The following is a 23,555-nucleotide window of genomic DNA, read 5'->3' as shown; positions in this document are numbered from 1 at the left end:
GTTAGCCCAAAGTTTCCGCCTTCCCGGACCGTTCACCTCGCCGAAATACTCCTTCCACCGGCGCCTCGGACCCCTTTCCCTCTCACGATTCACGAGGTCGAACCATGCCCTTTCACGTGCTCATCGCCGGCGGCGGCATCGGCGGGCTCTGCCTGGCGCAGGGCCTGCGCCGCGCCGGCATCAGCTGCGCCGTCTACGAGGCCGCGCCGGGTCTCGTGCGGGCCGGCTACCGGCTGCACATGAACGCGGCCGGCGGTGGCGCGCTGCGCCAGTGCCTGCCGGAGAACCTGTTCGAGCTCTACATGCGGACCTCGCGCAAGAACCCGCGGCGCGAATGCCTGACCATCGTCGACCCCCAGGGCGACGAGGTGGGCACGCGGCCGCACATCGGTCCGCCGAACGATCCGGTCCGCCCGCACACCGCGGTGAACCGGCGGACCCTGCGGCAGATCATGTGCGAGGGTCTCGGCGACGTCCTGCACTTCGGCCACACGGTCACCGGCTACGAGGAGACCGGCGACGGCGTACGCCTGACCTTCGCCGACGGTTCGTCCGCCGATGGCGACGTGCTGGTCGCCGCGGACGGCATCAACTCGGTCGTGCGCCACCAGCGCTTGCCCGGGGTCGCGGTCGTGGACACCGGGATGCGAGGGCTGTACTCGCTCGCCCCGGCCGACGACGAGCTTATCGCCCAGCTCCCGCCGAACCTGCTCGACGGGTTCGTGCTGGCCATGGGCCCGGGCGGCCGCATGCTCAGCTTCGGGCTGTTCGACCCGCGCCAGCCGGTCGCCGAGGCCGTCGCGCAGTTGGCACCCGGCGCGGCGGTGGACCCGGTCGAGCCGTACATGATGGTGAATTGCTCGGTGAGCCTGTCGGACGACGAGCTTTTCAGCACTCCCGCCGAGCGCTTGCACCAGCTCATCCGCGAGGGTGTCCAGGACTGGGCGCCCGGCATCCGGGCCCTGGTCGACCTGATCGACACCGCCTCGATCTTCCCGAACTCGATGCGGTACCTCGAGCCGGCCGAGCCGTGGGCGCCGAGCCGTGTCACCCTGCTCGGCGACGCCATCCACGCCATGCCACCGACCTTCGGCGCCGGCGCCAACAGCGCCCTGCGGGACGCCGCCGCGCTCGCCGGCGAACTGGGTCACGCCGCCGCCGGTCGCAAGGACCTGATCACCGCCATCGGCGACTACGAGCGGGACATGCGCGAGCAGGTCTTCCCGATCCTGCGCGCCTCGGCCGACCCGCGTGCCTTCGACCACGACTTCACCCCTTCCTGAGAGGACCCTCTGTCATGCCCATCGAAGAAGACATCGCCGTCACCGTCGCCGGGAACGTCCTGCGCGGCAAGCTGTTCCGGCCCGACAGTGAAGGACCGCACCCGCTCGTGGTGCTTCAGGGCGGCCTCGGCGGGCCGGCCGAGTCGTCGTACGGAAACGGCCCGGTCTTCGCCGGTCAAGGTCTCGCCTGTCTGGTCTACGACCACCGCGGCACCGGATATAGCGACGGCGAGCCGCGCCAGGAGTTCGACCCCTGGCAGCAGTGCCGCGACCTGCGCGACCTGCTGACCCAGATGATCCTGCGCGACGACATCGACGCCGGCCGGATCGGCCTGTGGGGCATCAGCATCGGCGGCGCCAACGCGATGTTCGTGGCCGCTACCGACCGGCGCGTCAAGGCCGTCGTCGCGATCATCCCGCCGGTCAGCGGCTGGAGCGCCCGCGAATTGCAGCCGGCCGGCACCCTCGCCGAACTGGAGGCGCTCATCCCGGTCGACCGGCTGGGCCGGGCCCGTGGCGAGGCGCCGCGGACCATCCGCCTGCACGGCGAGGCCACGCCGGGCCACCCGGTGATGTTCAGCGACCACGAGGGCATTGAGTTCGTCGAGAAGATGATCCACAACCTGCCCAGCTTCCGGAACGAGATCACCATCTCCACCCTCGACAAGCTTTTCGAGATGGAGGTCCGCGCCTACGCCGAGCGCATCACCCAGCCCACGCTGATGGTGCTCGCCTCGCAGGACACGGTGGCGCCGGTCGAGGAGGCCCGTGAGATGTTCGAGCGGATCGCGGGGGAGAAGGAGCTGATCGAATACCCCGGTCAGCACTACGAGATCCTCTCCAACCACTTCAGCGAGATCATCTCCCGGACGTCGGCGTGGCTCGCCAAGACCCTCTGACGCTCGCGGTGCTGGGAGCGCTGTCGGCGATCGGCCCGTTGTCGATGGCGCTCTACCTCCCGGCGTTGCCGGCGCTCACCGTTGAACTCGGGGCCGAACCCGCCCACGCCGAGCTGACCGTCACCGCCTGCATGCTGGGGCTCGCGGCCGGGCAGATGATCGTCGGCCCGCTGAGCGACCGGTACGGCCGGCGGCCCCCACTGCTGATCGGCATGCTGCTGTACGCGATCAGCTCGCTCGCGTGTGCCTTCGCGCCCTCACTGACGCTGCTGATCGTTCTGCGGTTCGCTCAGGGCGCCTTCGGTGGCGCGGGCATCGTGATCGCCCGCGCCATCGTCCGGGACCTGTGCGACACCGCGACGGCGGCCCGGGTGTTCTCCACCCTCGTGATGATCACCAGCGTGGCCCCGGTCGTCGCGCCCCTGCTGGGTGGGCAGCTGCTGCTGGTGACGAGTTGGAAGGGCGTGTTCGTGGCGCTGTGCGCCATCGGGGTGGCGTTGCTGATCGCCGTCGTCGTGGCGCTTCCCGAGAGCCTGCCCGCCGGGAAACGGCACGGGACCGGGAACCCGTTGGCGCCGCGGCGGTTGGCGGCCGCCTTCGGCGATCCGCGTTTCCGGATGTACGCCTCCGTGCTGACCCTGGGCAGCGTCATGCTCTATTGCTACGTGGAGATGAGCTCCTTCGTGTTGCAGCACGACTTCGGGCTCAGCGCGCAGCAGTACAGCTTCGCCTTCGCCACGATGGCCGGCGGCATGGTGGCGGCCGCTTCGGCCGGGTCCGCGCTGGTGCGCCGCAAGGGCGCCGGCTACTCGCTGACGGCCGGCCTGGTGGTCGCCGCCGCGGGCTCCTCGGCGCTGCTGGCGGCGGCCGTCGCGGACGTACCGGTGCTGGTGTTCCTGGCGATCCTGTTGCCCACCGTCTCGTCGGTGTCCCTCATCGTGCCGGCCACCACCGCGCTGTCGCTGGCCGATCAGGACGCGAACATCGGCACCGCCTCCGGCGTGGTGGGTCTCCTCCAGTTCGGTGTCGGCGGCATGGTGGCTCCGGTGCTGTCGGCCTTCGGCTCGATCACCGTCTCCATGGCCGCCGGCATGGCCTGTTCCGCTATCGCCGGTCTGCTGGTGGCCCAGGTCGCCGCCCGCCGCCCCGCTCAGCGCGCGGCATTCCGCTGACGGTCACTGCTCTTCCACAACGTCGTGGCCCCGGTGACTACCGCGTCCTGCTGCGGACGGCCTGCCGTGATGGTGAGGGCCGTCCGCAGTCGTGTCGGCAGTGCCCGGCCGATGGCCTCGCGCAGGCCGTCGAGGACCGGGGCGGTGGCGGGGCCGAGGACCGGGTCGACGACGAGCGCCTCCGGGTTGATCATCACCAGGCTTCCGGCGATCGCCGCCCCGACCGTGCGGCCCAGGTCGGCCAGGACCCGGCGGACGGCCTCCTCGCCCTGGGCGGCCAGGGCCACGACGTCGAAGAGGCCGAGGTTGTCGCCGTAGCGCGGCCGCAGAACCTCCAGCAGGTGGCGTGCGTTCGCGACGGTGCCGAGGCAGCCGCGCGCGCCGCACGCACAGAGTTTGCCGTTCGGGTCGACGTGCACGTGGCCCAGCTCGCCGGCCGCCCCCAGCGCGCCGCGCACGATGCGGCCCTCGACGACGACAGCGCTCGCGACGATGTCGCCGAGGCGGAGATAGAGCAGGCTCTGTACGTCGGCGGACTCGCCCAGGGCGGCCAGGTTGATGAGGTTCTCGACGACGGCCGGCACCCCGAGCCGCTCGGTCAGCCGGGCCGCGAGGTCGCCGCGGATCCACTCCGGATAGTCCTCGATGCCGTAGTAGCTCGGCACACCGTCCTCCAACAGCGTCACACCGTGCCCCTGGCGGTAGGCCTGCGGGATGGCCAGGACCAGTCCGTCGACCGGGCCGTCGAGCAGGCGCGCGGCCTCGGCCGCCAGATCGGGGCACGCCCACCAGCGGAAGTCCTCGCGGACCGCCGGGCCGAGCCGATCGCCCTTTTCGTCGAGCCGGCAGGCCGTGATGTCGTCGTGCGTCACGATCACCACGCCGAGCGTCCTCCCCTCGGCGGGCAGCGCGAACACCGTGGCCGACCGCCCCCGCCGCGACGGCGCCGCGCGGTTCTGCGTCAGCAGCCCCCGCGCGGCCAGGCGGGACGTGGCGGCGGTGACCGTCCGCAGCGGCAGCCCGGCGATAGCGCTCAGCTCGGCCCGGGTGAGGGCGCCGTGCTCGGCGACGACCTGGAGGACGCGGCGTTCGGAGGCGCGAGGGGCGCTCGGGTCCGGCATCCCCGCAGGCTAGCTTTATGGCCGGTCCGGCCACAAGGTAAGCGTAAATGTGACTGCCTTCGATGTTGACGTGGCTGTTTCGGCCCGATGACGATGACCAGCACGGATTCGCACTCGTGGAATCCCTCGGCAATGCGGTTGAAACGTTCCATTCACGTTCGTTCCCCAGGAGTTGCTGTGCCGAACCGTAGAGACCTCCTCAAGGGCGCCGCCGGCGCCGCCGCGATCGGAGCCGGCGGAAGCCTGCTCGGACCCGCGGGAGCCGCCGGCGCGGCCCCGCTCGATACCCCGGACCTGTCCGCCCTCGGCGCGCTGCGGGCGCCCGGCGCCACCTCGGCGCTCAAGAACACCGACCTGCTCAAGGGTTTCCGGCAGCCGCCGGCCGAGGCCCTGCCGCGCGTCTGGTGGCACTGGATGGACGGCAACATCAGCAAGGACGGCATCGCCAAGGACCTCGACTGGTTCAAGCGGGCCGGCGTCGGCGGCCTGTTCAGCTTCGACGGCAGCTTCAACCTCCCGCACATCGTCGACCCACCGGTCATCTATCAGTCGGCGCCGTGGCGCGAGGCCTTCTCGTACGCCATGAACCGCGCCGCCGAGCTCGGTCTGGAGGCCGGCATCGCGGCCTCGCCGGGCTGGTCCGAGACCGGTGGGCCCTGGGTGAAGCCCGAGGACGGCATGAAGAAGATCGTCTGGACCGAGACCTGGGTCGAGGGCGGCCGCCCGATCACGGCCGACCTGCCCCGGCCGTCCGACATCGCCGGGCCGTTCAAGGAGATCCCGGGCGAGGCCGACGCCCACTACTACAAGGACGCCCGCGTCTTCGCCTATCGCGTCCCGGCCGGCACGCGTAACCAGGCCCAGCTCAAACCGCGCATGTACGCCTCCGGCACGATGGCGTCGCCGACCTCGCCCGTCGTCTCCGGCGGCGCCAAGGGCGTCGAGATCAACAGCGTTCAGCTCTCCAGCGGCTCGCTGAAGGACGTCACCTACCTGGCGCCGCCCACGGCCGAGAACCCGTCCTGGGTGCGGCTCGAGTTCGCGCAGCCGGTCACCGTCACCGGCGTGAGCATCGCCGCCGGCAGTTCGGCGTCGCTGCAGAAGCAGTTCGAGATCGGCCCGATCGCCGAGGTCTGGGCCAGCGCCGACGGACGCGACTACCGCCGCGTCGCCGAAGGTGTGTACGGCGGCGAGCAGCGGACCCTGTTCATGCCGTCGGCCACGGCCCGATACTTCCGGATCGTGTTCCGTACGCCGGGCATCCCCGTCGAGACCCCCTGGTGGCAACCGCAGCCGACCGGCCCGGTCCCGATCTCGTTGCGGTCGCTGGTGCTGCGGACCACGCCGACCGTGCACAACTTCGAGGCGAAGGCCGGCTTCTACCAGACCGCCGACTACTACGAGATCGACACTCCGGTGCAGGGCTCGGCCGCCGCGGTCGCCACCTCGGACGTCGTCGACCTGACCCGGTCGATGGACGCCAACGGCCGGTTGCGCTGGTCGGCGCCGAAGGGCACCTGGGTCGTCGTACGCCTCGGCTCCAGCCCGACCGGTCATCAGAACGGGCCGGCGACCGAGGCCGCGACCGGCCTGGAGGTCGACAAGCTCGACGCCAAGCGCGTACGGGCGTACCTCAACACGTATCTGGACAGCATGGAACAGGCGGCCGGCAAGGACGCCTTCGGCCGGCGCGGACTGACCAGCCTGCTCAACGACTCGTACGAGGCGGGCAACCAGAACTGGACCGACCGGATCCTGGAGGAGTTCCGCTCCCGCCGGGGTTACGACGCCGGGCCTTACCTGCCGGCCCTGATCGGTACGACAGTGCGCGGGCCGGTCGAGTCCGACCGGTTCCTGTGGGACTGGCGGCGCACCATCGCCGAGCTGGTCGCCCAGAACCACTACCGCGTCGTACACGAGGTGGCGCACGAGCGGGGGCTGCGGCAGACCTATTCCGAGGCGTACGAGCAAAGCCGTGTCATCACGGCCGACGACATGGAGACCAGGCAGTACACCGACATCCCGATGGGCGCCAGCGGCAACCCGAGCGCGCCCGGCGACCGGCTCGGCGAGCGCTACGCCATCGACATGCGCGGCGCGGCCAGCGTGGCCAACATCTACGGCCGCAAGTACGTCGGATGCGAGGCCTTCACCTTCGGCGAGCGCAAGCTCATGCCCGGCGACATCAAGCCCGCCGCCGACCAGATCCTGCTGGCCGGCGTCAACCGCTTCCTGATCCACACGTCGGCCCACCAGCCGCAGGACAAGGGTCCCGGCGTCACGCTGGCCGGCATCGGCTGGTTCTTCAGCCGCAACGAGACCTGGGCCGACCAGGCCAAGCCGTTCACCACCTATCTGGCCCGCTGCTCACACGTGCTCAGCCAGGGCCGGGCGGTCAAGGACGTCGCCTACTTCTACGGACAGGACGCGCCGGCGGCGGCGACGTGGGACGAGACCACGCCGCTGACCGACGCCCCGATCCGGTACGACTACGACTTCGTCAACTCCGGCGTCGTGCTCAACCAGCTGTCGGTCAAGGACGGCAAGCTCGTCACCAAGTCCGGCATGGCCTACAGCCTGCTCTATCTGGGCGGCTCGTCGTATCGGATGACCCTGCCCGTGCTGCGCAAGCTCGCGGCACTGGTCGAGGCGGGCGCCGCGGTCGCCGGAACGCGCCCGGTGTCGAGCCCGAGCCTGGCCGACGACGACAAGCAGTTCGCCGAGCTGGTCCGGCGGCTGTGGGGCGCGCAGGACGAGCACGATCGTGTGGTCGGCGCCGGCCGGGTGTTCACAGGCGTACACCCGGATGAAGCCTTGTCGATCCTGGGGGTGACCGAGGACTGGAAGTACGCCTTCGACCAGAACGACCCGCTCGGCTGGACGCACCGGCGCACCTCGGACGCCGACGTCTACTACGTGGCCAACCGCCGCGCCATCGCCACCTCGGCCGCGGTGACGCTGCGGGCCGTGGGCAAGACCGTCGAGCTGTGGGACCCGGTGACCGGGACCGTCTCGACGCCGGCGTTCACGACCGACAAGGGCCGGACCGCGCTCACCCTCGACCTCGGGCCGTCGGACTCCCGGTTCGTCGTCATCGCGCACGGCACCCCGGGATCACACACCGCGGCGGCGGCGAAGCGGCGCACCATCGGCGTGGTCGAGGGGGAGTGGGACGTGGCGTTCCAGGCCGGCCGTGGCGCGCCGGCCACCGCCAAGCTGCCCTTCCTTCAGGACCTGTCGCAGCACGCGTACGAGGGGATCCGATACTTCTCGGGCACGGCCACCTACACCAGGACGTTCACCGCTCCGTCCGGCGAAGCCTCCGGCCGGATCTGGCTCGACCTGGGCGAGGTCGACGACATCGCCGAGGTGAAGGTGAACGGGGCCGACGCCGGAACGGTGTGGCGCTCCCCGTACCGGGTCGACGTCACCGACGCGATCCGTCCCGGCGCCAACAAGCTGGAGGTGCGCGTCACCAACAGCTGGTACAACCGCATGGTCGGCGACATGCAGCCCGGCACGACGACCAAGGTCACGGTGTCGGTCGGTGTGCCGTTCGGGTTGACCGCCGCCAGCCCGCTCGAACCGTCGGGGCTTCTCGGCCCGGTCCGCCTCGAAGCGGTCGAATAGCACGCCGGTCCCAGGTCGGTCGGCGAGGCGGTTTCCACCGCAGGGCGAACTCGTCGACCGCCTCGGGCTCCGGCGCCGGATGCGGGAGAGGGCCCACGCCGGGGCCCGCGCGCAAGCCGTCGAGGGTCGCCGCCAGATAACGCCGCCACAGACCAGGGCCGCCGGAGTCGGCGTACTCGCGGCTGAACAGGACGTTGCTCAGCCGTGGTTGTGCGCGACGGCCTCGGTCGCCTGCTCGAAGTAGCTGATCAGGCCCTCCTGCGGGTCGGGGTGCTTTGACGCCGCCTGGGCACACTCGGCGAGCCGGTCGAGCTCGTCCTCGACGAGGCTCTCGCGGCGGGGTCAGCGTCGACAGAGCGTGGCGACGCCGACCCCGGTGTGATGGGCGATCTCGTCGAGGGTGAGGTCGAGCCCGCGAGCGGCGAAGACCTCGCGGGCCGCCTCGAGGATGCGCTGCCGGTTGCGCTCGGTGTCGCGCCGCAACGGGCGTTCGGGCGGGGTCGGCACGGCCGCAGCTTAACTCACCCGGAGGGGGCCTCTCCACTTTCCTGCTGAGGCGGTGCGCTCCATGGCCGGGCTGGCCGACGCTAGGACGGGCGCGGGGCGTCCTGGGCCGTCCGGCGGAACGCCGCCAACCCGGCCGAACGCTCCGGATTTGACCAGTCGCCGCTCAAGTTGACCGGGCAGCCGGCGCTCTGGAGTCGTTCCGCGACCTTGTGGCGCCACCGGGGCGTGTCGTCGAGGCGTATGTAGTTCAGGCCGGCGAGGTCGGCGGTCTCGCGCATCAGGCCCGCCTGCAGGACGATCGTGCTCGACGGATGTGTGGCCAAGGCGATCCCTAGCTCCAGGAACACATTCGGCCGAGCCTGGCAGCTGATCAGGCGTTCGGCCGCCGTGTCGCCGTCGCCGCGGAGCGCGGGGTGGAGGTGGACGACGTCGTCCGGGGTCAGCAGCGCCACCACCGCTCGGGCGCGGAGGGGAGCCTTCCGGACCACGTCGGCGAGCGACGGTGCGGTCGACCTTGTCGCGGCGACCAGTTCCTCCCACTCGAGCGGGTTGAGCCGCAGCGCCAGGAGGTAGTCGAAGACGGCCTTGCGCGCTTCGTCGTCCCGTCCGTAGATGACGAAGACGTTGCGGGAGACGTCGTCGGGGCCGGTCTTCCGGTCGGAGCCGCCAGGGCCGGTCAGGTAGTTGTTGTCACCGGCGCGGCTGCCGTCGCCTGCCGTCATGTTGTGGGTCCAGAGGTTGTCGATGCTGATCCGGCTGCTCTCGCTCATGAGTTTCCATTCCCGGTCTGCTGGTTGTTGTCGCCGGCCTGGCTGTGGTCTCCGAAGGTGACGTTCTTGGCGTGCAGTTCCTCGATCTTGGTCTGCTGGTTGGTGATGACCGTCTTGATGTCGTCATCCAGCCTCGTGGTGTCGATGTCCCGGCTTTCCAGATAGTTCCGCAGTCCGTTCTGCAGCAGCTGAATCAGGAACGCGATGGCCGTGTTGATGTCCTGCACGGCATCGGGATGGACGACAACCGCGCCTTCCGCGAGCTTCTCCCGGATCGAGTAGACCGCGCCGTGCGCGAGTCGCCGTTGATGCCACATGTGATTCCAGAGGAAGACGCGGCTCCAAAGGCGGCGGAGAAGAACGGCCACGTCCAGGAGAACCCGGACAGGGCTGGCCGCCGCGGCACCCCAGATCCGCGTCATCCCGAGCCGGAGCGCCCCGCCCCCGTGGGTCCAGGCGTCGGTCGGGATGCTGGGCCATTTCCGGCCGCTGACCAGGGGACCGGGCAGGATCAGAATGTCGTTGTGCACGATCAGGTGGTCGCCGGTGAGGTCGGCCCGGACGAACAGGGTCAGCACGATCCGGTAGGCCCAGTTTGCCAGCGGAAATTGCACGCACAGGTAGGTTCGCTCCCCGGGCACCGGCTGTCGCAGACGGTCCAGCACGACCCGTAGCTCCTGTGTCGCCACCGGTCGCCCTGACCGCGTCGGCAGTAGGTCCTTGGAGACGCTCGTGCCGTCGACGTACATCCGGAACCCGCACCACAGGCTCTTGGCGTCCTGCCGTGCGGCGGCGGTGGCCACGGCGTGGTGCAGTTCCTCCAGATTGACCGGGAGGGGCTCGTGCCGCTTACCGTCCAGGCCCCGGTGGCCCTTGGAGACGTCGACGTTGATCTCGAACGGGCCGAGGGACTCGCCGCTGCCAACGAACGTGTTGTTGACGAACGTCCGGCGCCGGGTCGGCAGGTCGTACACGAGAACGCGGGCCAAAGGCCCGTCGGATCCCTTCTCGGGAGCGGCGCCGTCCTCGAGCACGCTCAGGCGCCGCTCCAGCCGTACGGGAAGAGGCGGCGCAGCATCCCGCAGCGCAATCGTCGACGGTGTTGTCGCGCCGAGATCGGGCAGGAAGCGGCGCGCCCGCCCAAGGACGACGAAACCATCGACTGTGCCGATCAGGACAACCACCGCGACGGCGATCCCCAGCACGACGGCGTCGCCGGGACGCAGTGCCCGCACGAACCCGTGCCCCGACAGAGCAGCCGCGATCATCAGGGCCAGTGCCGTCAACACCGCTGCCCGGCGTCCGGACCGGCCCCGCTTGCGTAGCCACTTGAAGACGTCGCGAATGCGGATCCTCCGGCGCCGCAGGATCCACCGGGTCAGCATCATCAGACCGATCAGGCCCGCGACCACGCAAGCCGGCACGAGGGCACCGCGGCTCAGCCAGCGGGTCACGAGCACCACCAGCGCGCTCAGGACCACGACGCCGAGCAGGATGTCCCGGCGGCGCGTCCATCGCCGGGCTTGCCATGCGTGTCGTACGACGGCCGTGGTGTCGAGCCCGTAGTTGGGTGGCCAGGTGCGCAGGCCGGTATCGAGGAACATGTTCAGGACGAACCGGCGCAGATCCAGGTCGACGTAGACGGCGCCGCACAGCCACTGCGTGGGATCCGTGTCCGTCGTCGGCGACGGATCGTGACCCGCGCGCTCCGGCTCGTCGGGTGTGTTCGTACCGATGGTCATTGCCGCCCCTCCGTCGGTGGATTGAGCGGGGCCAGCTTGTCGGCCTCCGGAACCCGGAGTTGAAGCCGGACCGCGCGATAGAACTCGAATATTCCGGCCAGCGCCCGCTCCCGCGGCGCGGCGCCGTCCCCGGCCGGGCCGGCGCCGATCGCGACCCTCTGTACGGCCCAGGTGTGCCGGACCACCTGCCGGGCGGCCAGCTGCACCCGGGCATCTGCGAGCAGCCGGATCTCGGCCATCAGGACCTGGAGCCGGCCGCGCTCGCGGGTCATCGTGGCGACGGCGTCCTGCCGTCGGCGTGCGTCCGCCTCGGGTAGCTCCTCGGCGATGTCGATCAAAGTGCGGGCGGTGACCGCGAACTGCGCGCACGTCTGGTGCAGGGCCGCATCCCACCGGGTGTCCAAGGTGGTGCGCATCCGGGAGCGCTCGATGGCGATCGCCGGCACGGCGCCGACCGCCGCGCCGGCCAGAACCGGCAGCAGCACAAGGACGACCTGCGTCAGGCCGGTCGTCATCGCGCACGCACCCGGTGGGGATCGGTCTCTGTCGTTGTCGCCATGTGAGCGTCGCCCTCCCAACTAATACCGACGGACAGGGCCACGCCGGTATGGTCGCCACCTGGCCTGATGCTCTGTCCACCTCACATGAGAGCCCGTCGATGCTTCCCGAGAAAGGCTCCGACCGCTTCCCGAGTGCTTCCGATCCGCTTCCGTCGCTGGCTGCGCTAGGGCCCGTACGGCTGACGGCCGGCGGTGCTGACCGACCGCTGCCGCCCAAGGCTCTCGACGTTCTGCTCCGGCTGGCTGCGGCCGGCGAGGCCGTGCCGGTCGAGGAGCTGTACGTGGACGTATGGGACGCGCCGGGCCACGTGGTGCGTCGCGAGGAACGCACCGCCGTGCAGAAACGCGTCCTGCAGATCCGGCGTGCCATCGACCCGCCCGGCACGGGCCCGGCCGGGTCGCTGGTCGAGCAGCTCTCGGACGGCCGGACGGCGTACCGGCTGCGCGTGCCGCCGGACCGGATCGACTTTGTCCAGTTCCGCCACCTGGTCGAGCAGGCCGCGCGAGAGGATGGCGTCACCGCCACCGAGCTGCTCCGTGAGGCGTTGTCGCTCTGGCGCGGCCGGCCGTTCGCCGCCGTCGAGCAGTTGCCGTTCGCCCAGCCCCTGATCGCGAACCTGTGGGCGATGCGCCGGACCGCCACCCTGGAGCTCATCGGGCTCTACCGGGAGATGGGCCGGCCGGGCGAGGCGTTGCCGGTGGCGGAGGCGTTGGCGGTCGACCGCCCGGGCGACACGATCCTGCTGGGGCTGATCACCGAAATCCGGGCCGCACTGCGCCGGCAGCGGCGCGGACTGCTGCGGTTCACCGTCGGCGATGGAGCGACCAGCACCGTCGTCCTCTCGGCGGGCGACCTCTTCGCCGAGCGGGACGCGCATCTGGTGGTCGGCTTCACCGACACTTTCGACACCGACACCACCGACGACCGCGTGATCAATGGTGCATCGATGCAGGCGCGGGCCACACGGGAGCTGTTCGCCGGCGACCGTGGGGCGCTCGACCGCCAGTTACGGACGGCACTGCGGGACGCTCAGCCGGCTTCGCGGGAAACGCGGGCGACCAAACGCCGGGGCAAGCTCATTCGCTATCCGCTCGGCACGGTCGCCGTCCTGCGGCCGGACGACCGCTGCCTGTTCGCCGTGGCGTACAGCCGTATGGGCAACGACCTCGTCGCCCGCTCGTCACCGGCCGACCTCGCCGTGAGCCTGGACAATCTGTGGGAGGCGGTACGCCTGCACGGACAGCTGCGTCCGGTCGCAGTGCCGCTGATCGGCGGCGGGCTGTCACGCATCGATCAAAGTTCACCTGACGACCTGTTGCGGCTGGTGATCAATTCGTTCGAGCGCCGCAGCAGGTCAACCCGGATATGCCCGGAGTTGCGTATCGTGCTGCGGCCCGAAGACCTCGCGCGAGTGGACGTCCGTGCGTTGCGCACGGTGACCGGCTGACGCGGGTCGCCCCACTCGATGCCGGTTCAGCAGTCCCGGTGCTTTCGGGTACGGGCGCAGTCGTGGAACCCACGTGGTGCTGACTGTCACGGGCGGCCGACCACGCCGCGAAACCGGGGAACCGGCCCTCAGCCCTCTGATCGTGTAGGCCGCGCTGACAAAGGTTCCCGGGCCGCCCAGCGCCATCGAGGAGCTGCACCGTGCCGAAAGCCCGGGCATCGACGACCCGCACCACCGTCCGGTCGGCGGCGGCCAGCGCTGACCTAGCGTCCGGGGGTCTGGTTGAGCTGCCGAAGGATCAGGATGAGGATGAGGATCCCGCCGACGACGACCGCCCCGGCGAGGACGGCGATGAGGACCCGGCGCCGGGTCCAAAATCCGTCCTCGTCAGGAAAGGCTATCCGGCGAGCTACCTGGGGTGAGATGGCTCGCCATGGGCGAAGTTTCTCGAGTTCCGCCGGAACCAGCGCATTAGTCATCAGCACCAAGGGCCGGTCGATAGGGAAATCGGCCATCTGGTCCGCACGCAGTGACAGAAGCTCGTCGGCAACCCGCCCGGCGTCGGCGGGGGAGACGAGTGCACCATGACTCAGTTGGACGTTCGGCACTGCGGACGAGACCGGCGCCGGCGGCAGCCATTGATCCCGGGTCATGTCGATCTCGGGATGGCCGTTCGCCGTCCAGCTCAGCGGCAAGAACTCGGCGAGCCGACCGGTGAGAGCGGCTGCGGCGGCGTTCACCAGCGGCCGCGGGGCGGTCGCTTTCGATGCGATACCCAGCAACGTAGCCGTGATGGGGCGGTTCTGGGAATCGCCCTGAGTGGGAGCCCCCGTGGGTAGCAGACCGGAGACATACAATACGAAGGAACGGTCTTGCAGCCGCCCGAGGACGAGACAGGGCCGCGACGCGGTGACCAGACGTAGCAACTCTCGGCCGGCCACCGATCCGTACTCCACCGCCTTGGCCTCGGACGGGTCGGTCTTTCCGTCCAGCGATCGCCACTGGTAACCGTCATCGGGGCTGACTCCCGCAGTGTTGACGAACCATAGGATAGTCACGGCAGGAGCCGCTGCTGCGCGAATGCACCGAAGGGCGCTATGCGCAGGCGAGCGGCGTCTTGCGCGGTCAATGTCTCTACACGCTCGGCCGGCTCTGCGCCGACCGTGGCGAGACCGAGCGCGCCGCCAGCTACATGCATGATGCGATCTCCACCGGAGAGGTGAACGCGGTCTCCCGCGCGGCGGACTTCCTGGCTCGGGAACTCATCGGTGCGGGCCTGCCTGATGAGGCGCTGCCGTATCTGGACATCGCCGTCACCGCTCCCGATCCCGAGATTGCTATGGGCGCCAGGTACAACCGGGCGTTCCTTCACCGCGAGGCAGACGCCGGCCGCAGGCGTACGACGATTACCGAGCCGTGGCCGAGTCCGACACTCCGGACCAGCAGAAGGCGCAATTGGCTCTGGGTAGCTTCCTAGTCGAGGAGGGACACCTCAAGGAGGCAGCCAACGAGCTTCGACACGCGTCGCGGGCCACCTATTACCGAATGGCGGCAGCCCGCGACAGCGAACCAGCCTCCACCATGGGCCGCGACCGACTTTCTTGAGAGCTCGTCGAAGATGGGGGCCTCAGGGCGGCCCGTGATGCGCGAGTTGCCGGGAGGCCACGGCGATCAGATCGGGCCGGGTGGGGTTGATCATGCCGGTGACCCCTGGGCGAAGCGGCGTCCGAGGATCGGACCGAGGTGGATGTCTCTGACGACCGCGATGCGAACCCGTGATGCCGACGAGGCGGCTTGGTGACAGATCTGGCCGCTGCCGCTGATACGGATTGGGCGGTAGCCAGGTTATGGGACACCTAGGCTAAACGTGGCCTTCATATCCCGATTCTTTCCGGCCATTCTGGGTTCACGCCAAGAAAGAAGGGAGGTTGACATGGACGACAAAGCGCTCGGCGAGTTTCTCCGCCACCGGCGGGAACGGCTGAGACCAGAAGACGTGGGCCTGCCCGGCGGGGGCCGGCGCCGTACTCCCGGTCTGCGCCGAGAGGAGGTCGCGAGCTTGGCGGCGCTGTCGCCGGACTACTACTCCCGGCTGGAGCAGGGCAGGGTTCGCAGCCCGTCCGCGGCGGCGCTGGCCAGCCTGGCCCGGGCCATCCGGCTCACCGGTGACGAGCAGGACTACCTGTTCCGCCTCGCCGGTCAGCAGCCGCCGGAGCCCCGCTCGCCGCTGGGCCACGTCGACCCGGCGATGACGTATCTGCTGGACGCGCTCGAGCACACACCGGCCCAGGTGGCCGATGACCTGCTCACGGTCGTCGCGCAGAACCGTGCGGCGCAGAACTTGCTGGGGGTCTGGACCGGGTTGCCCGGTTACGAGTCCAACGTCACCTGGCGCTGGTTCGCCGACCCGGCGTCGCGGGACAGCAACGATCCGGGCGAGCACGAGCGCATCGGCCGGGCCTACGCGGCCGACCTGCGAGCCGGCGTCGCGCAGCGCCCGGCGCGCGACCGGTTCGCTCAGGGGCTGGTCGCCGACCTGCTCGAGCGCAGCGCCGAGTTCGGTGAGCTGTGGGCGCAGCAGCAGGTCGTGGCGCTGACTTCGGCGCCCAAACTGATCCGGCACCCGCTGGTCGGCGACCTCGATCTGCAATGCGACGTCGTACTGAGCCCGGCCACCGGTCACCGGCTCATTCTGTTCCGGCCCCGGCCTGGATCGAACGCCCACGACCAGATTGCATTCCTCGACGTACTCGGGAATCAGAAGTTCGCCTGAATCCCACTGCTTTCCCTGATCACTGTGGAAACGCGGAGACTTCCGCGCGCCCAAAATTGAAAATCGAAGGAATTTCGTGAACATCAGCGGAAATACCATTTTCATCCCCGGCGCGACCTCCGGCATCGGTCTCGGACTGGCCCTGCGCCTGCAAGCCAAGGGCAACACCGTCATCGTCGGCGGCCGGCGCACCGAGCTGCTCGAGCAGATCGGTGCCGAGCACCCGGGCATCGGCACCGTCACCATCGACACGACCGACCCGGCGTCGATCACCGCCGCCCGCGACGAGCTCGCCGCCCGTTACCCGGCGCTGGACACCCTCATCACCATGGCCGGCATCATGGAGCCCGAGGACCTGCGCGACCCGGCATCCCTGGATGTCGCCGAGCGCACCGTCGAGGTCAACCTGCTCGGCCCGATCCGGCTGATCAACACGTTCCTGCCCGGGCTGCTCACCCAGCCGGCCGCGACGGTCATGACGGTCAGCTCCGGTCTGGCGTACGTGCCGCTGCCGGCCACGCCGACCTACAACGCCACCAAGGCCGCGATCCACTCGTACACCGAAAGCCTGCGGGTCCAGCTGTTCAAGAGCGACGTCCAGGTCATCGAGCTCGTCCCGCCGGCCACCCGCACCACGCTGATGAACCAGCAGAACTCCGACGTGGCCATGCCCCTCGAGGAGTTCCTCGACGAGGTGATGAGCCTGCTCGAGGCCGACGGCAAGGCCGAGCAGATCCTCGTCGAGCGGGTCAAGTGGCAGCGCAACGCCGTGGCCGAGGGCCGCTACGCCGACGTGCTGGGCGTGCTCAGCGGCCGCTACCGCTCCTGACCGCCCGCGGTGGCCGGGTTCCCCGCCCGGCCGCCGCACCCCCTCCGTCACGAACGGCCCCCATGGAAACCATTCCCCGGCTCGGCTTCGGCACCTACCAGATCGCCCCGCGCGACACCGGACAACTCGTCGGCGAGGCGCTGCGGGCGGGCTACCGGCACATCGACACCGCCCGCTACTACCGCAATGAGGCCGGGGTTGGCGCCGCCGTACGGGCCAGCGGCCTCGACCGCGACGACATCTGGATCACCAGCAAGCTCCCGATCGGCGCGGACGACGCCGGCGAGGTCCGCGGGGCCATCGACGCGACCGTCGATGCTCTCGGCACCCACGTCGATCTCTATCGCTACTGCGCCGAGCGGGGCATCGCCGTCGCCGCCTGGTCGCCGCTCGGCGCCGGATCCGTGCTCCACGACCCGGCCATCCGGTCGGTGGCCGCGGAACTCGGCCGTACGCCGGCGCAAGTCATCCTGCGCTGGCATCTGCAACGCGGCGACATCGTGCTGCCCAAGGCCAGTTCGCCGCAGCGCATCGCGGAGAACGCCGCGGTGTTCGACTTCTCCCTCGACGCCCGCCACCTGGCGCGCATCGACCGGCTCGATCGAGGCGAGGCGGGCCGCACCGGCCCGCACCCGGAACGCCTCTGACCCGAAGGACCCCCCCCATGCGACACTCTCCCCGGCGATCCCTGCTCGGCGCGAGCCTCGCCGCGGCGCTGAGCCTGACCGCCTGCTCCCCGGAATACTCCGACGACGAGCCGGCCACCCAGGTCGTCCCCGGTGCCACCGTGACCATCGGCGGGTCCCGCGGCCCGGTCGCCACCCTCGGCGAACCCATCGAGATCACCACCGGCCTGAGCGTGCCGTGGGGCCTGACCTTCCTGCCCGACGGGTCCGCGCTGGTCTCCGAGCGCGACTCCGCCCGCATCAAACGGGTGCCCGCCGATGGCGGCCCCGCGCAGACGGTCGGGGTCGTCCCGGGGGTCGTGCCGAAGGCCGAGGGCGGCCTGATGGGCATCGTCGCCTCGCCCGGCTTCGCGACCGACCGTACCGTCTATGCCTCGGTCACCGGCGCGGACGAGAACTCGGTCGTCGCCCTGCGCATCGCCGAGGACTACGGGTCGCTGCGCCAGGACCGGGTGCTGCTCGACGGCATCCAGACCGCCGAACGCCACCACGGCGGCCGGCTCGCGATCGGCCCCGACGGCAACCTGTGGATCGGCACCGGCGACGCGTTCGAACCGGAGAACGCCGCCGACGCCAACTCCCTCAACGGCAAGATCCTGCGCATCCGTACGGACGGCACGGCGCCCGGCGACAGCCCGATCTACTCCTCGGGGCACCGCAACGTGCAGGGCATCGCGTTCGGCCCGGACGGCACCGCGTACGCCTCGGAGCTCGGCCACCGCACCTGGGACGAGGTGAACGTGCTCGAGGAAGGCGCGGACTACGGCTGGCCCGAGACCGAAGGCATCGAGGGCAGCACCGGAACGGCACCGATCTGGACCGTGCACCCGGACGACGCCTCACCGTCGGGTATGGCCTACGCCGGCGGATCGCTCTGGATCGGCGCCCTCGGCGGGCAACGCCTCTGGCAGTTGCCGGTCGACGGCGGCCGGGCCACCGGCGAGGCGGTCGAGCACTACCGCGTCGAGTACGGCCGGATCCGCACCGTCGAGGTCGCCCCCGACGGCGCGCTGTGGCTGATGACCTCCAACACCGACCAGTCCACCTGGGGCGGCGTCGACCCGAAACCCGGCGACGACCGCATCCTGCGCGTCGAAGTCCGATAGAAGGAACAGGACCCACTGATGTCCGTCATCCTCATCACCGGCGCCTCCACCGGTATCGGCAACCTCACCGCCCGACGCCTGGCCGACGCGGGCCACACCGTCTACGCCAGCATGCGCGACCCCGGAGGCCGCAACACCGGACCCGCGGGACAGATCCGGGCGTACGCCCACGACACCGGCACCGACCTGCACGTCGTCGCCCTCGACGTCACGTCACAGGCCTCCGCCGACGCTGCCGTGCGTACGGTGATCGAGCGGCACGACGGACTCGACGTCGTGATCAACAACGCCGGCCACCTGTACGTGGGCTACGTCGAGGCCTTCACCGACGACGACGTCACCCACCTCATCGACGTCAACGCCGTGGGCACCCACCGGGTCAACCGCGCCGTGCTGCCCCACTTCCGGCAGCGCCGCGCCGGGGTACTGATGTACGTCGGTAGCACCATCCCGGTGACCACGCCGCCGTTCATGGGTCCGTACGTGGCGTCCAAGGCCGCGATGGACGCCCTGGCCGTGGTCACCGCCTACGAGGCCAACGCGTTCGGCATCGAAACGGTGATCGTCATGCCCGGCGCCATCACCGACGGCACCGACCATTTCCCCAACGCGAGCAGCGCCGGCGATACCGAGGTGGCCGCGGCCTACAACGTCCTCGACCCGATAGTCGCGGACACCGAACGGGCCACCGAGGCGTTGTTCACCCCGCCGGTGAAGGGGCCGGCCGGCGTGGCCGACGAGATCGTCCGGGTGCTCGACCTGCCGTTCGGCGAAAAGCCGTTCCGTACCGTCATTGACGACGCCCACGCCGGCGTCGAAGCGGTGAACGATGCCGCCTACCGGGCCCGGGCCGAGTTCGTCCGCCGCATGGGCTTCGCGCAACTACTGAACCCGACTCGCTGAAATCTGGCCTCTCGACGTCTTTACGCCACGAGGGCTGCAGCATTAAGCCGAGCTCCGCGTGCGCGCCGACGCTTTCGCCGATACTCGAGGCGAACGAGCTGATCGCCGACTTGGTCTTGTCCGAAGAAAATCCCAGGCACGTCCGAGGCGATTAACGCCCGCCGTGGCTGTCCCGTCAGGGCGGCCGCGCCTGGATCTGCGAAATCACACCCCGCAAGACCGGGGACACAGTTCGCCGCGGGGGGGGGGGGGGGGGGGGGGGGGGGGCGCCCCGCCCCGGGGGGGGGGGGGGGCGGGCCCCCCCCCCCCCGCGCGGGCCCGCCCCCCCCCCCCCCCCCACCCCCCCCCCCCCCCCCCGGCGCCCCCCCCGCCCCCCCCCCCCCCCCCCCCCCCCCCCCCCCCCCCGCACTCGTTGGTTGAGCCGTTCGCACCCGCGACCAGTCGCGCGTTCGGTGGAGCAGCGGGTACGGGACCCGCTGACGCAAGGCACAGGTGGCGAGTCGGTCGCCCTCAGGCTTGCCGGGATGCGAGTTGCACGATGGTGACGTCCGATGAGGTGCCTACCCGGGTGGGCGGGCCCCACGCGCCGGCGCCGCGGCTGACGTACAACTGGGTGTCGCCGTAGCGTTCCAGCCCGGCCACGGTGGGATTCGCCGCCTCGGCCGCGTAGGTGAGGGGCCACAGCTGACCGCCATGGGTGTGGCCCGACAGTTGCAGGTCTACCCCGTAGCGGACCGCTTCGTGGACGGCGACGGGCTGATGCGCCAGCAGGACCGTCGCCAGCGCGGGGTCACGGTCGTCGAGTGCTTTGGCGAAGTCCGGGCCCCGGCCTGTGGCGTTGCCCTCGAAGTCGTTGACGCCGGCCAACGTGAAACCCGGCAGCTGGGCCCGCGCGTTCTCCAGCGGTAGCCAACCCATGTGGCGCACCTTCTCGATCCACTGATCGGCACCGGAGATGTATTCGTGGTTGCCGGTCACGAAGTAGGTGCCGTGACGTGCCCGCAGCCGGGCCAGGGGCTCGACGGCGTCGCGGAGGTCGTCGACGTCGCCGTCGACCAGGTCACCGACCACGACGATCAGATCGGGCTGGGTGGCGTTGAGGGTGTCGGTGACCCGCTGGGCGAAGCGGCGTCCGAGGATCGGACCGAGGTGGATGTCGCTGACGACCGCGACGCGAAAACCGTCATGACGACGCGACAGCTTGGCGAGCGGAACCACGATGCGCTTGACCGCGGGGCCGTTGAGCAGGTCCCAGGTCCCGTAGCCGACGGTGCCGACAGCTGCTGCCGCAGAGAGGCCTCCGACCAGCCGGGATACGAAGAGGCGGCGGGAAAGCAGCTCGGTGGGCCGGTCGGCGGGGTGTGCCGGATTGAGCGTGACCTGGTCGATGTTGGCCTGTTCGGCCGGTGGTGTCGTTGCCGCCGGCTCATGGCGGCGATGAGTGAGCCACAGGGTGAACAAGGGCCTGATGAGTTCTGCCGCGAGCACTCCGAGCAGCAGATACAGGAACATGGCCAGCCACAGGTAGCCGGGCCAGGCCAGGACGCGTTCTACCGTCATCGGCATCGAGGTGAACCCACCGATCAAGGCGGAACCGGCCAGCAGCGGCCCCGCAACGAACAAGGCGGAACCGGCGTGGCGCGCCCGCGTACCCCGCGAGGTGGTCTGCGAGATCAGGCGTCGCCACAGGTACCAGTGCAGCGCGCAGAAGACGATCGGTACGACGACCGCGGCGAGAACGGAAACGGGCTCCACGGGTGCACAGCCTTTCGTTGGGGCTCACGACGACCGGCACTACGCGGTGTCGGGCCGCTCTTTGCAGGCGGGAGGGAACGGCCTGGGCTGCGCCGTGCACGGGGTCAGGGGCGGACTGCCGGCAGGAGGACACCGTCGATGATGGAGATGAGGAAGTCGCGGTCGAACGGCTTGCGCTGGATGAGCGCGCGGTAGGCGGCGATGGACGGGATGATTTGGGAGAGGGTCTCGATGTCGGCGGTGGCATTGATTTCGCCGCGGCTGATCGCCCGGGACAGCAGCACGCGGTTGGCGGCGGCCCACGGTTCCACGATCGCGTCGTTGGCCGCCTCGGCGAATCCGCGGTCCTGGCTGAGCATCGACGCCAGCCCGGCCATGACCGTGAGCTGGTACTCGCCTTCTTTCACGGACGTGGGCTTGAACAGCGCGAGGATGTCGCCGCGCAGGGTGCCGGTGTCGGGCAGCCGGTCCAGGTCGACCTGGCTGCGTTTCATGTGCCCGATGGCGTCCAGGACCAGTTCGGCTTTCGACGGCCAGCGACGGTAGAAGGTGCCTTTGCCGGCCTTGGCCCGTGCCGCCACCGCGTTCATCGTCATACCCGCGTAGCCGACTTCCGCCAGGACCTGCAGCGCCGCGTCCATGATCTCGGCGTCGCGACTGAGATCAGGCTTGCGTCCCGGGCGGCGGTGGACGGTGCGGCCACCCTCGTCGTCCGGGACGGTATGCCCCGCCGTGGGGTCGTCCTGCGTCATGACCGTGATCTCCTCGCTGCCGGAAGCGTGCCCTGCCGTGTACTGGCCCAACAGCCATTGTTGTGCGGCCGAACCGGCGGGCAGCGCACGGGTCCGTATGCTGCCCGCCGAACGGCCGATGCACGGGTCAGACCGCGGGTGCGGTGACCTCGCCGCGTTTGGCGGCCTGGGAGTGTTCACGGCTGTCACGGGTGGAGATCAGCACGGCGGAGAGGACGATGCCGGCGACGGCGAAGCAGGCGCCGACGAGGAACGCGTCGGAGAACCCGTCGGTGAGTGCGACTTTCAGGTCGCGTACGCCGGAGGTGAGCGCGTCGGTGGTCGCCGAGTTGGCGATGGAGGCGAGGATGGCCAGGCCGAGCGCGCCACCGATCTGCTGGCTGGTGTTGATCAGCCCGGAGGCGAGGCCGGCCTGCTCCGGGGTGGTACCGGTCACCGCGGCGATCGTCAGGGGCACGAACGACAAGCCGAGGCCGATCCCGGCGAGCACCGAAGGGCCGAGCACGTCCACGGCGAACGAGCCGTCCGGGCGTACCTGGGAGAACCAGGCGAGGCCGAGCGCGACGAAGGCGAGGCCCGCCATCAGCACTGGTTTGAATCCCAGCCGGGTGACCAGGGTCGAGGCTGCGGTCGCGGCGACGATGATGGACACCGACAGGGGCAGATAGGCGAAGCCTGCGGCGAGGGCGCTGAATCCGAGCACCTGCTGCAGGTAGAGGGTGATCAGGAAGAACATCGAGACCAGGGCCATCCCGACCAGGAGTCCTACGACGTTGGCGCCGCGTAGCGTGCGCAGGGAGAACGTCGAGAGCGGCAGCAGCGGCCCGCGTGAGCGGGTCTCGATGATGGTGAACGCGGCGAGCAGGGCCAGTGCGCCCAGTCCGCGTAGCAGGGTGGTCGTAGAGGTCCAGCCGGCCTTGTCCGCGTCCACGAGGGTGTAGACGAGCAGGGCCAGCCCGGCGGACACGGTGATCGCGCCGGGCAGGTCGAAGGCGCGCTTCTGCGCACCGCTGGTCGACTCGATGAGCCGTTTCGGCGCCTGCCAGATGATGAGTGCCCCGATCGGGACGTTGACGAACAGCACCCATTCCCAGCCGAGGTACTCGGTGAGTACGCCGCCGAGCAGCACACCGGCAGCCCCACCGGCGCCGGCGACGGCACCCCAGATGGCGAGTGCCCGGTTGCGCTCGCCGCCCTCGGGGAAGGTGGTCGTCACGATGGACAGGGCGGCGGGTGAGGCGATCGCCGCGCCGAGGCCTTGAAGTGCGCGGGCCGCGATCAGCCAGGTCTCGTTCTGGGCCAGGCCGCCGAGCAGCGAGGCGATGGTGAACAGTGCGATACCGGTCACGAACATGCGCCGACGGCCGAGGAAGTCGGCCAGGCGCCCGCCGAGCAGCAGGAAGCCGCCGAATGCCAGGACGTAGGCGTTGACCACCCAGGAAAGGTGGTCCTGGGAGATGCCGAGGGCGCTGCCGATCGAGGGCAGTGCCACGTTGACGATCGACGCGTCGATCACGACGACGAACTGAGTCAACGCCAACAAAGCGAGCGCGAAGTTCCTCGCGCGTGGGGTGCTGAGATCTGCGGGCATGGGTGTACGACACTCCAGAAAGAATGGG

General features: G+C 70.2%; 19 protein-coding genes. 10 read left to right on the top strand and 9 right to left on the bottom strand.

Translation table 11 applies throughout. The annotated features are described in order from the left end of the window. Positions 1 to 104: 104 nt before the first annotated feature. From ACFY36_RS14570 to ACFY36_RS14560, 3 genes are read left to right on the top strand one after another with little or no spacing between them, the layout of a single operon-like run. Positions 105 to 1,283, top strand: coding sequence for an FAD-dependent oxidoreductase (locus tag ACFY36_RS14570; protein ID WP_499746438.1), 1,179 nt, complete (start codon positions 105 to 107; stop codon positions 1,281 to 1,283). 14 nt (positions 1,284 to 1,297) lie between these two features. Then, the gene (locus tag ACFY36_RS14565) at positions 1,298 to 2,182 is read left to right on the top strand and encodes an alpha/beta hydrolase (protein ID WP_499746437.1); all 885 of its coding nucleotides are present in this window, start codon (positions 1,298 to 1,300) and stop codon (positions 2,180 to 2,182) included. Beyond that, entirely contained in the window at positions 2,161 to 3,354 is a 1,194-nt protein-coding gene (locus ACFY36_RS14560; RefSeq protein WP_499746436.1) for a multidrug effflux MFS transporter, read from the top strand. The genes ACFY36_RS14565 and ACFY36_RS14560 overlap by 22 nt, the downstream gene beginning before the upstream one ends. On the opposite strand, the gene ACFY36_RS14555 is transcribed toward ACFY36_RS14560, so the two are convergent. After that, entirely contained in the window at positions 3,333 to 4,475 is a 1,143-nt protein-coding gene (locus ACFY36_RS14555; protein ID WP_499746435.1) for an ROK family transcriptional regulator, read from the bottom strand. The two genes, ACFY36_RS14560 and ACFY36_RS14555, sit on opposite strands and share 22 nt — an antisense overlap. 177 nt (positions 4,476 to 4,652) lie before the next feature. On the opposite strand from ACFY36_RS14555, the gene ACFY36_RS14550 reads away from it, so the two are divergent. Beyond that, positions 4,653 to 8,105 (top strand): glycosyl hydrolase, encoded by a 3,453-nt coding sequence (locus tag ACFY36_RS14550; protein WP_499746434.1) that lies wholly within the window; start codon positions 4,653 to 4,655, stop codon positions 8,103 to 8,105. A 342-nt stretch (positions 8,106 to 8,447) separates the two neighbouring features. On the opposite strand, the gene ACFY36_RS14545 is transcribed toward ACFY36_RS14550, so the two are convergent. The 4 genes from ACFY36_RS14545 to ACFY36_RS14530 form a co-directional block, all read right to left on the bottom strand. Further along, positions 8,448 to 8,612 (bottom strand): helix-turn-helix domain-containing protein, encoded by a 165-nt coding sequence (locus ACFY36_RS14545; RefSeq protein WP_499746433.1) that lies wholly within the window; start codon positions 8,610 to 8,612, stop codon positions 8,448 to 8,450. Positions 8,613 to 8,692: 80 nt separating this feature from the next. Beyond that, entirely contained in the window at positions 8,693 to 9,382 is a 690-nt protein-coding gene (locus ACFY36_RS14540; RefSeq protein WP_499746432.1) for a TIR domain-containing protein, read from the bottom strand. Next, positions 9,379 to 11,124 (bottom strand): AbeC-like domain-containing protein, encoded by a 1,746-nt coding sequence (locus ACFY36_RS14535; protein ID WP_499746431.1) that lies wholly within the window; start codon positions 11,122 to 11,124, stop codon positions 9,379 to 9,381. The genes ACFY36_RS14540 and ACFY36_RS14535 overlap by 4 nt, the downstream gene beginning before the upstream one ends. Continuing rightward, a complete protein-coding gene (locus tag ACFY36_RS14530; RefSeq protein WP_499746430.1) occupies positions 11,121 to 11,639 on the bottom strand; it encodes a hypothetical protein in 519 nt (172 codons plus the stop codon). Before ACFY36_RS14530 ends, ACFY36_RS14535 begins: the two co-directional genes overlap by 4 nt. A gap of 44 nt (positions 11,640 to 11,683) precedes the next feature. Here ACFY36_RS14530 and ACFY36_RS14525 point away from each other — a divergent pair, with 44 nt between their 5' ends. Next, the gene (locus ACFY36_RS14525) at positions 11,684 to 13,132 is read left to right on the top strand and encodes an AfsR/SARP family transcriptional regulator (protein WP_499746429.1); all 1,449 of its coding nucleotides are present in this window, start codon (positions 11,684 to 11,686) and stop codon (positions 13,130 to 13,132) included. 263 nt (positions 13,133 to 13,395) lie between these two features. On the opposite strand, the gene ACFY36_RS14520 is transcribed toward ACFY36_RS14525, so the two are convergent. Beyond that, positions 13,396 to 14,190, bottom strand: a complete 795-nt coding sequence (locus ACFY36_RS14520) for a hypothetical protein (RefSeq protein ID WP_499746428.1) — start codon at positions 14,188 to 14,190, stop codon at positions 13,396 to 13,398. 875 nt (positions 14,191 to 15,065) lie between these two features. Between ACFY36_RS14520 and ACFY36_RS14515 the strand changes: the two genes are divergently transcribed. From ACFY36_RS14515 to ACFY36_RS14495, 5 genes are all read left to right on the top strand, one after another. Next, positions 15,066 to 15,905 (top strand): helix-turn-helix transcriptional regulator, encoded by an 840-nt coding sequence (locus ACFY36_RS14515; protein ID WP_499746427.1) that lies wholly within the window; start codon positions 15,066 to 15,068, stop codon positions 15,903 to 15,905. A 76-nt stretch (positions 15,906 to 15,981) separates the two neighbouring features. Next, positions 15,982 to 16,734 (top strand): SDR family oxidoreductase, encoded by a 753-nt coding sequence (locus tag ACFY36_RS14510; RefSeq protein WP_499746426.1) that lies wholly within the window; start codon positions 15,982 to 15,984, stop codon positions 16,732 to 16,734. A gap of 62 nt (positions 16,735 to 16,796) precedes the next feature. Continuing rightward, positions 16,797 to 17,381, top strand: a complete 585-nt coding sequence (locus ACFY36_RS14505; RefSeq protein WP_499746425.1) for an aldo/keto reductase — start codon at positions 16,797 to 16,799, stop codon at positions 17,379 to 17,381. A 17-nt stretch (positions 17,382 to 17,398) separates the two neighbouring features. Continuing rightward, the gene (locus ACFY36_RS14500) at positions 17,399 to 18,526 is read left to right on the top strand and encodes a PQQ-dependent sugar dehydrogenase (protein WP_499746424.1); all 1,128 of its coding nucleotides are present in this window, start codon (positions 17,399 to 17,401) and stop codon (positions 18,524 to 18,526) included. 18 nt (positions 18,527 to 18,544) lie between these two features. Beyond that, complete coding sequence (locus tag ACFY36_RS14495; protein ID WP_499746423.1) at positions 18,545 to 19,429, top strand: SDR family NAD(P)-dependent oxidoreductase; 885 nt, start codon at positions 18,545 to 18,547, stop codon at positions 19,427 to 19,429. 510 nt (positions 19,430 to 19,939) lie between these two features. On the opposite strand, the gene ACFY36_RS14490 is transcribed toward ACFY36_RS14495, so the two are convergent. From ACFY36_RS14490 to ACFY36_RS14480, 3 genes are all read right to left on the bottom strand, one after another. Beyond that, the gene (locus ACFY36_RS14490; RefSeq protein ID WP_499746422.1) at positions 19,940 to 21,184 is read right to left on the bottom strand and encodes a metallophosphoesterase; all 1,245 of its coding nucleotides are present in this window, start codon (positions 21,182 to 21,184) and stop codon (positions 19,940 to 19,942) included. Between the two features lie 104 nt (positions 21,185 to 21,288). After that, positions 21,289 to 22,125 carry a TetR/AcrR family transcriptional regulator gene (locus tag ACFY36_RS14485; RefSeq protein WP_499746421.1) on the bottom strand — a complete coding sequence of 279 codons (837 nt, stop codon included), beginning with the start codon at positions 22,123 to 22,125 and terminating at the stop codon, positions 21,289 to 21,291. Further along, positions 22,064 to 23,527 carry an MFS transporter gene (locus ACFY36_RS14480; RefSeq protein WP_499746420.1) on the bottom strand — a complete coding sequence of 488 codons (1,464 nt, stop codon included), beginning with the start codon at positions 23,525 to 23,527 and terminating at the stop codon, positions 22,064 to 22,066. Before ACFY36_RS14480 ends, ACFY36_RS14485 begins: the two co-directional genes overlap by 62 nt. Between the last annotated feature and the right edge of the window lie 28 nt (positions 23,528 to 23,555).

The sequence above is a fragment of the Actinoplanes sp. NPDC000266 genome, from assembly GCF_042899005.1.
Classification (GTDB): Bacteria; Actinomycetota; Actinomycetes; order Mycobacteriales; family Micromonosporaceae; genus Actinoplanes.
Note: the sequence above shows the minus strand (reverse complement) of the source record. Positions and strands in the feature narration are given on the sequence as shown.

Excerpts from the sequence above, each read along its gene's own strand:
- ACFY36_RS14570 (WP_499746438.1), top strand. The coding sequence starts at position 105 with ATGCCCTTTCACGTGCTCATCGCCGGCGGCGGCATCGGCGGGCTCTGC.
- ACFY36_RS14565 (WP_499746437.1), top strand. The coding sequence starts at position 1,298 with ATGCCCATCGAAGAAGACATCGCCGTCACCGTCGCCGGGAACGTCCTG.
- ACFY36_RS14555 (WP_499746435.1), bottom strand. The coding sequence starts at position 4,475 with ATGCCGGACCCGAGCGCCCCTCGCGCCTCCGAACGCCGCGTCCTCCAG.
- ACFY36_RS14540 (WP_499746432.1), bottom strand. The coding sequence starts at position 9,382 with ATGAGCGAGAGCAGCCGGATCAGCATCGACAACCTCTGGACCCACAAC.
- ACFY36_RS14535 (WP_499746431.1), bottom strand. The coding sequence starts at position 11,124 with ATGACCATCGGTACGAACACACCCGACGAGCCGGAGCGCGCGGGTCAC.
- ACFY36_RS14530 (WP_499746430.1), bottom strand. The coding sequence starts at position 11,639 with ATGACGACCGGCCTGACGCAGGTCGTCCTTGTGCTGCTGCCGGTTCTG.
- ACFY36_RS14515 (WP_499746427.1), top strand. The coding sequence starts at position 15,066 with ATGGACGACAAAGCGCTCGGCGAGTTTCTCCGCCACCGGCGGGAACGG.
- ACFY36_RS14505 (WP_499746425.1), top strand. The coding sequence starts at position 16,797 with ATGGAAACCATTCCCCGGCTCGGCTTCGGCACCTACCAGATCGCCCCG.
- ACFY36_RS14500 (WP_499746424.1), top strand. The coding sequence starts at position 17,399 with ATGCGACACTCTCCCCGGCGATCCCTGCTCGGCGCGAGCCTCGCCGCG.
- ACFY36_RS14495 (WP_499746423.1), top strand. The coding sequence starts at position 18,545 with ATGTCCGTCATCCTCATCACCGGCGCCTCCACCGGTATCGGCAACCTC.
- ACFY36_RS14480 (WP_499746420.1), bottom strand. The coding sequence starts at position 23,527 with ATGCCCGCAGATCTCAGCACCCCACGCGCGAGGAACTTCGCGCTCGCT.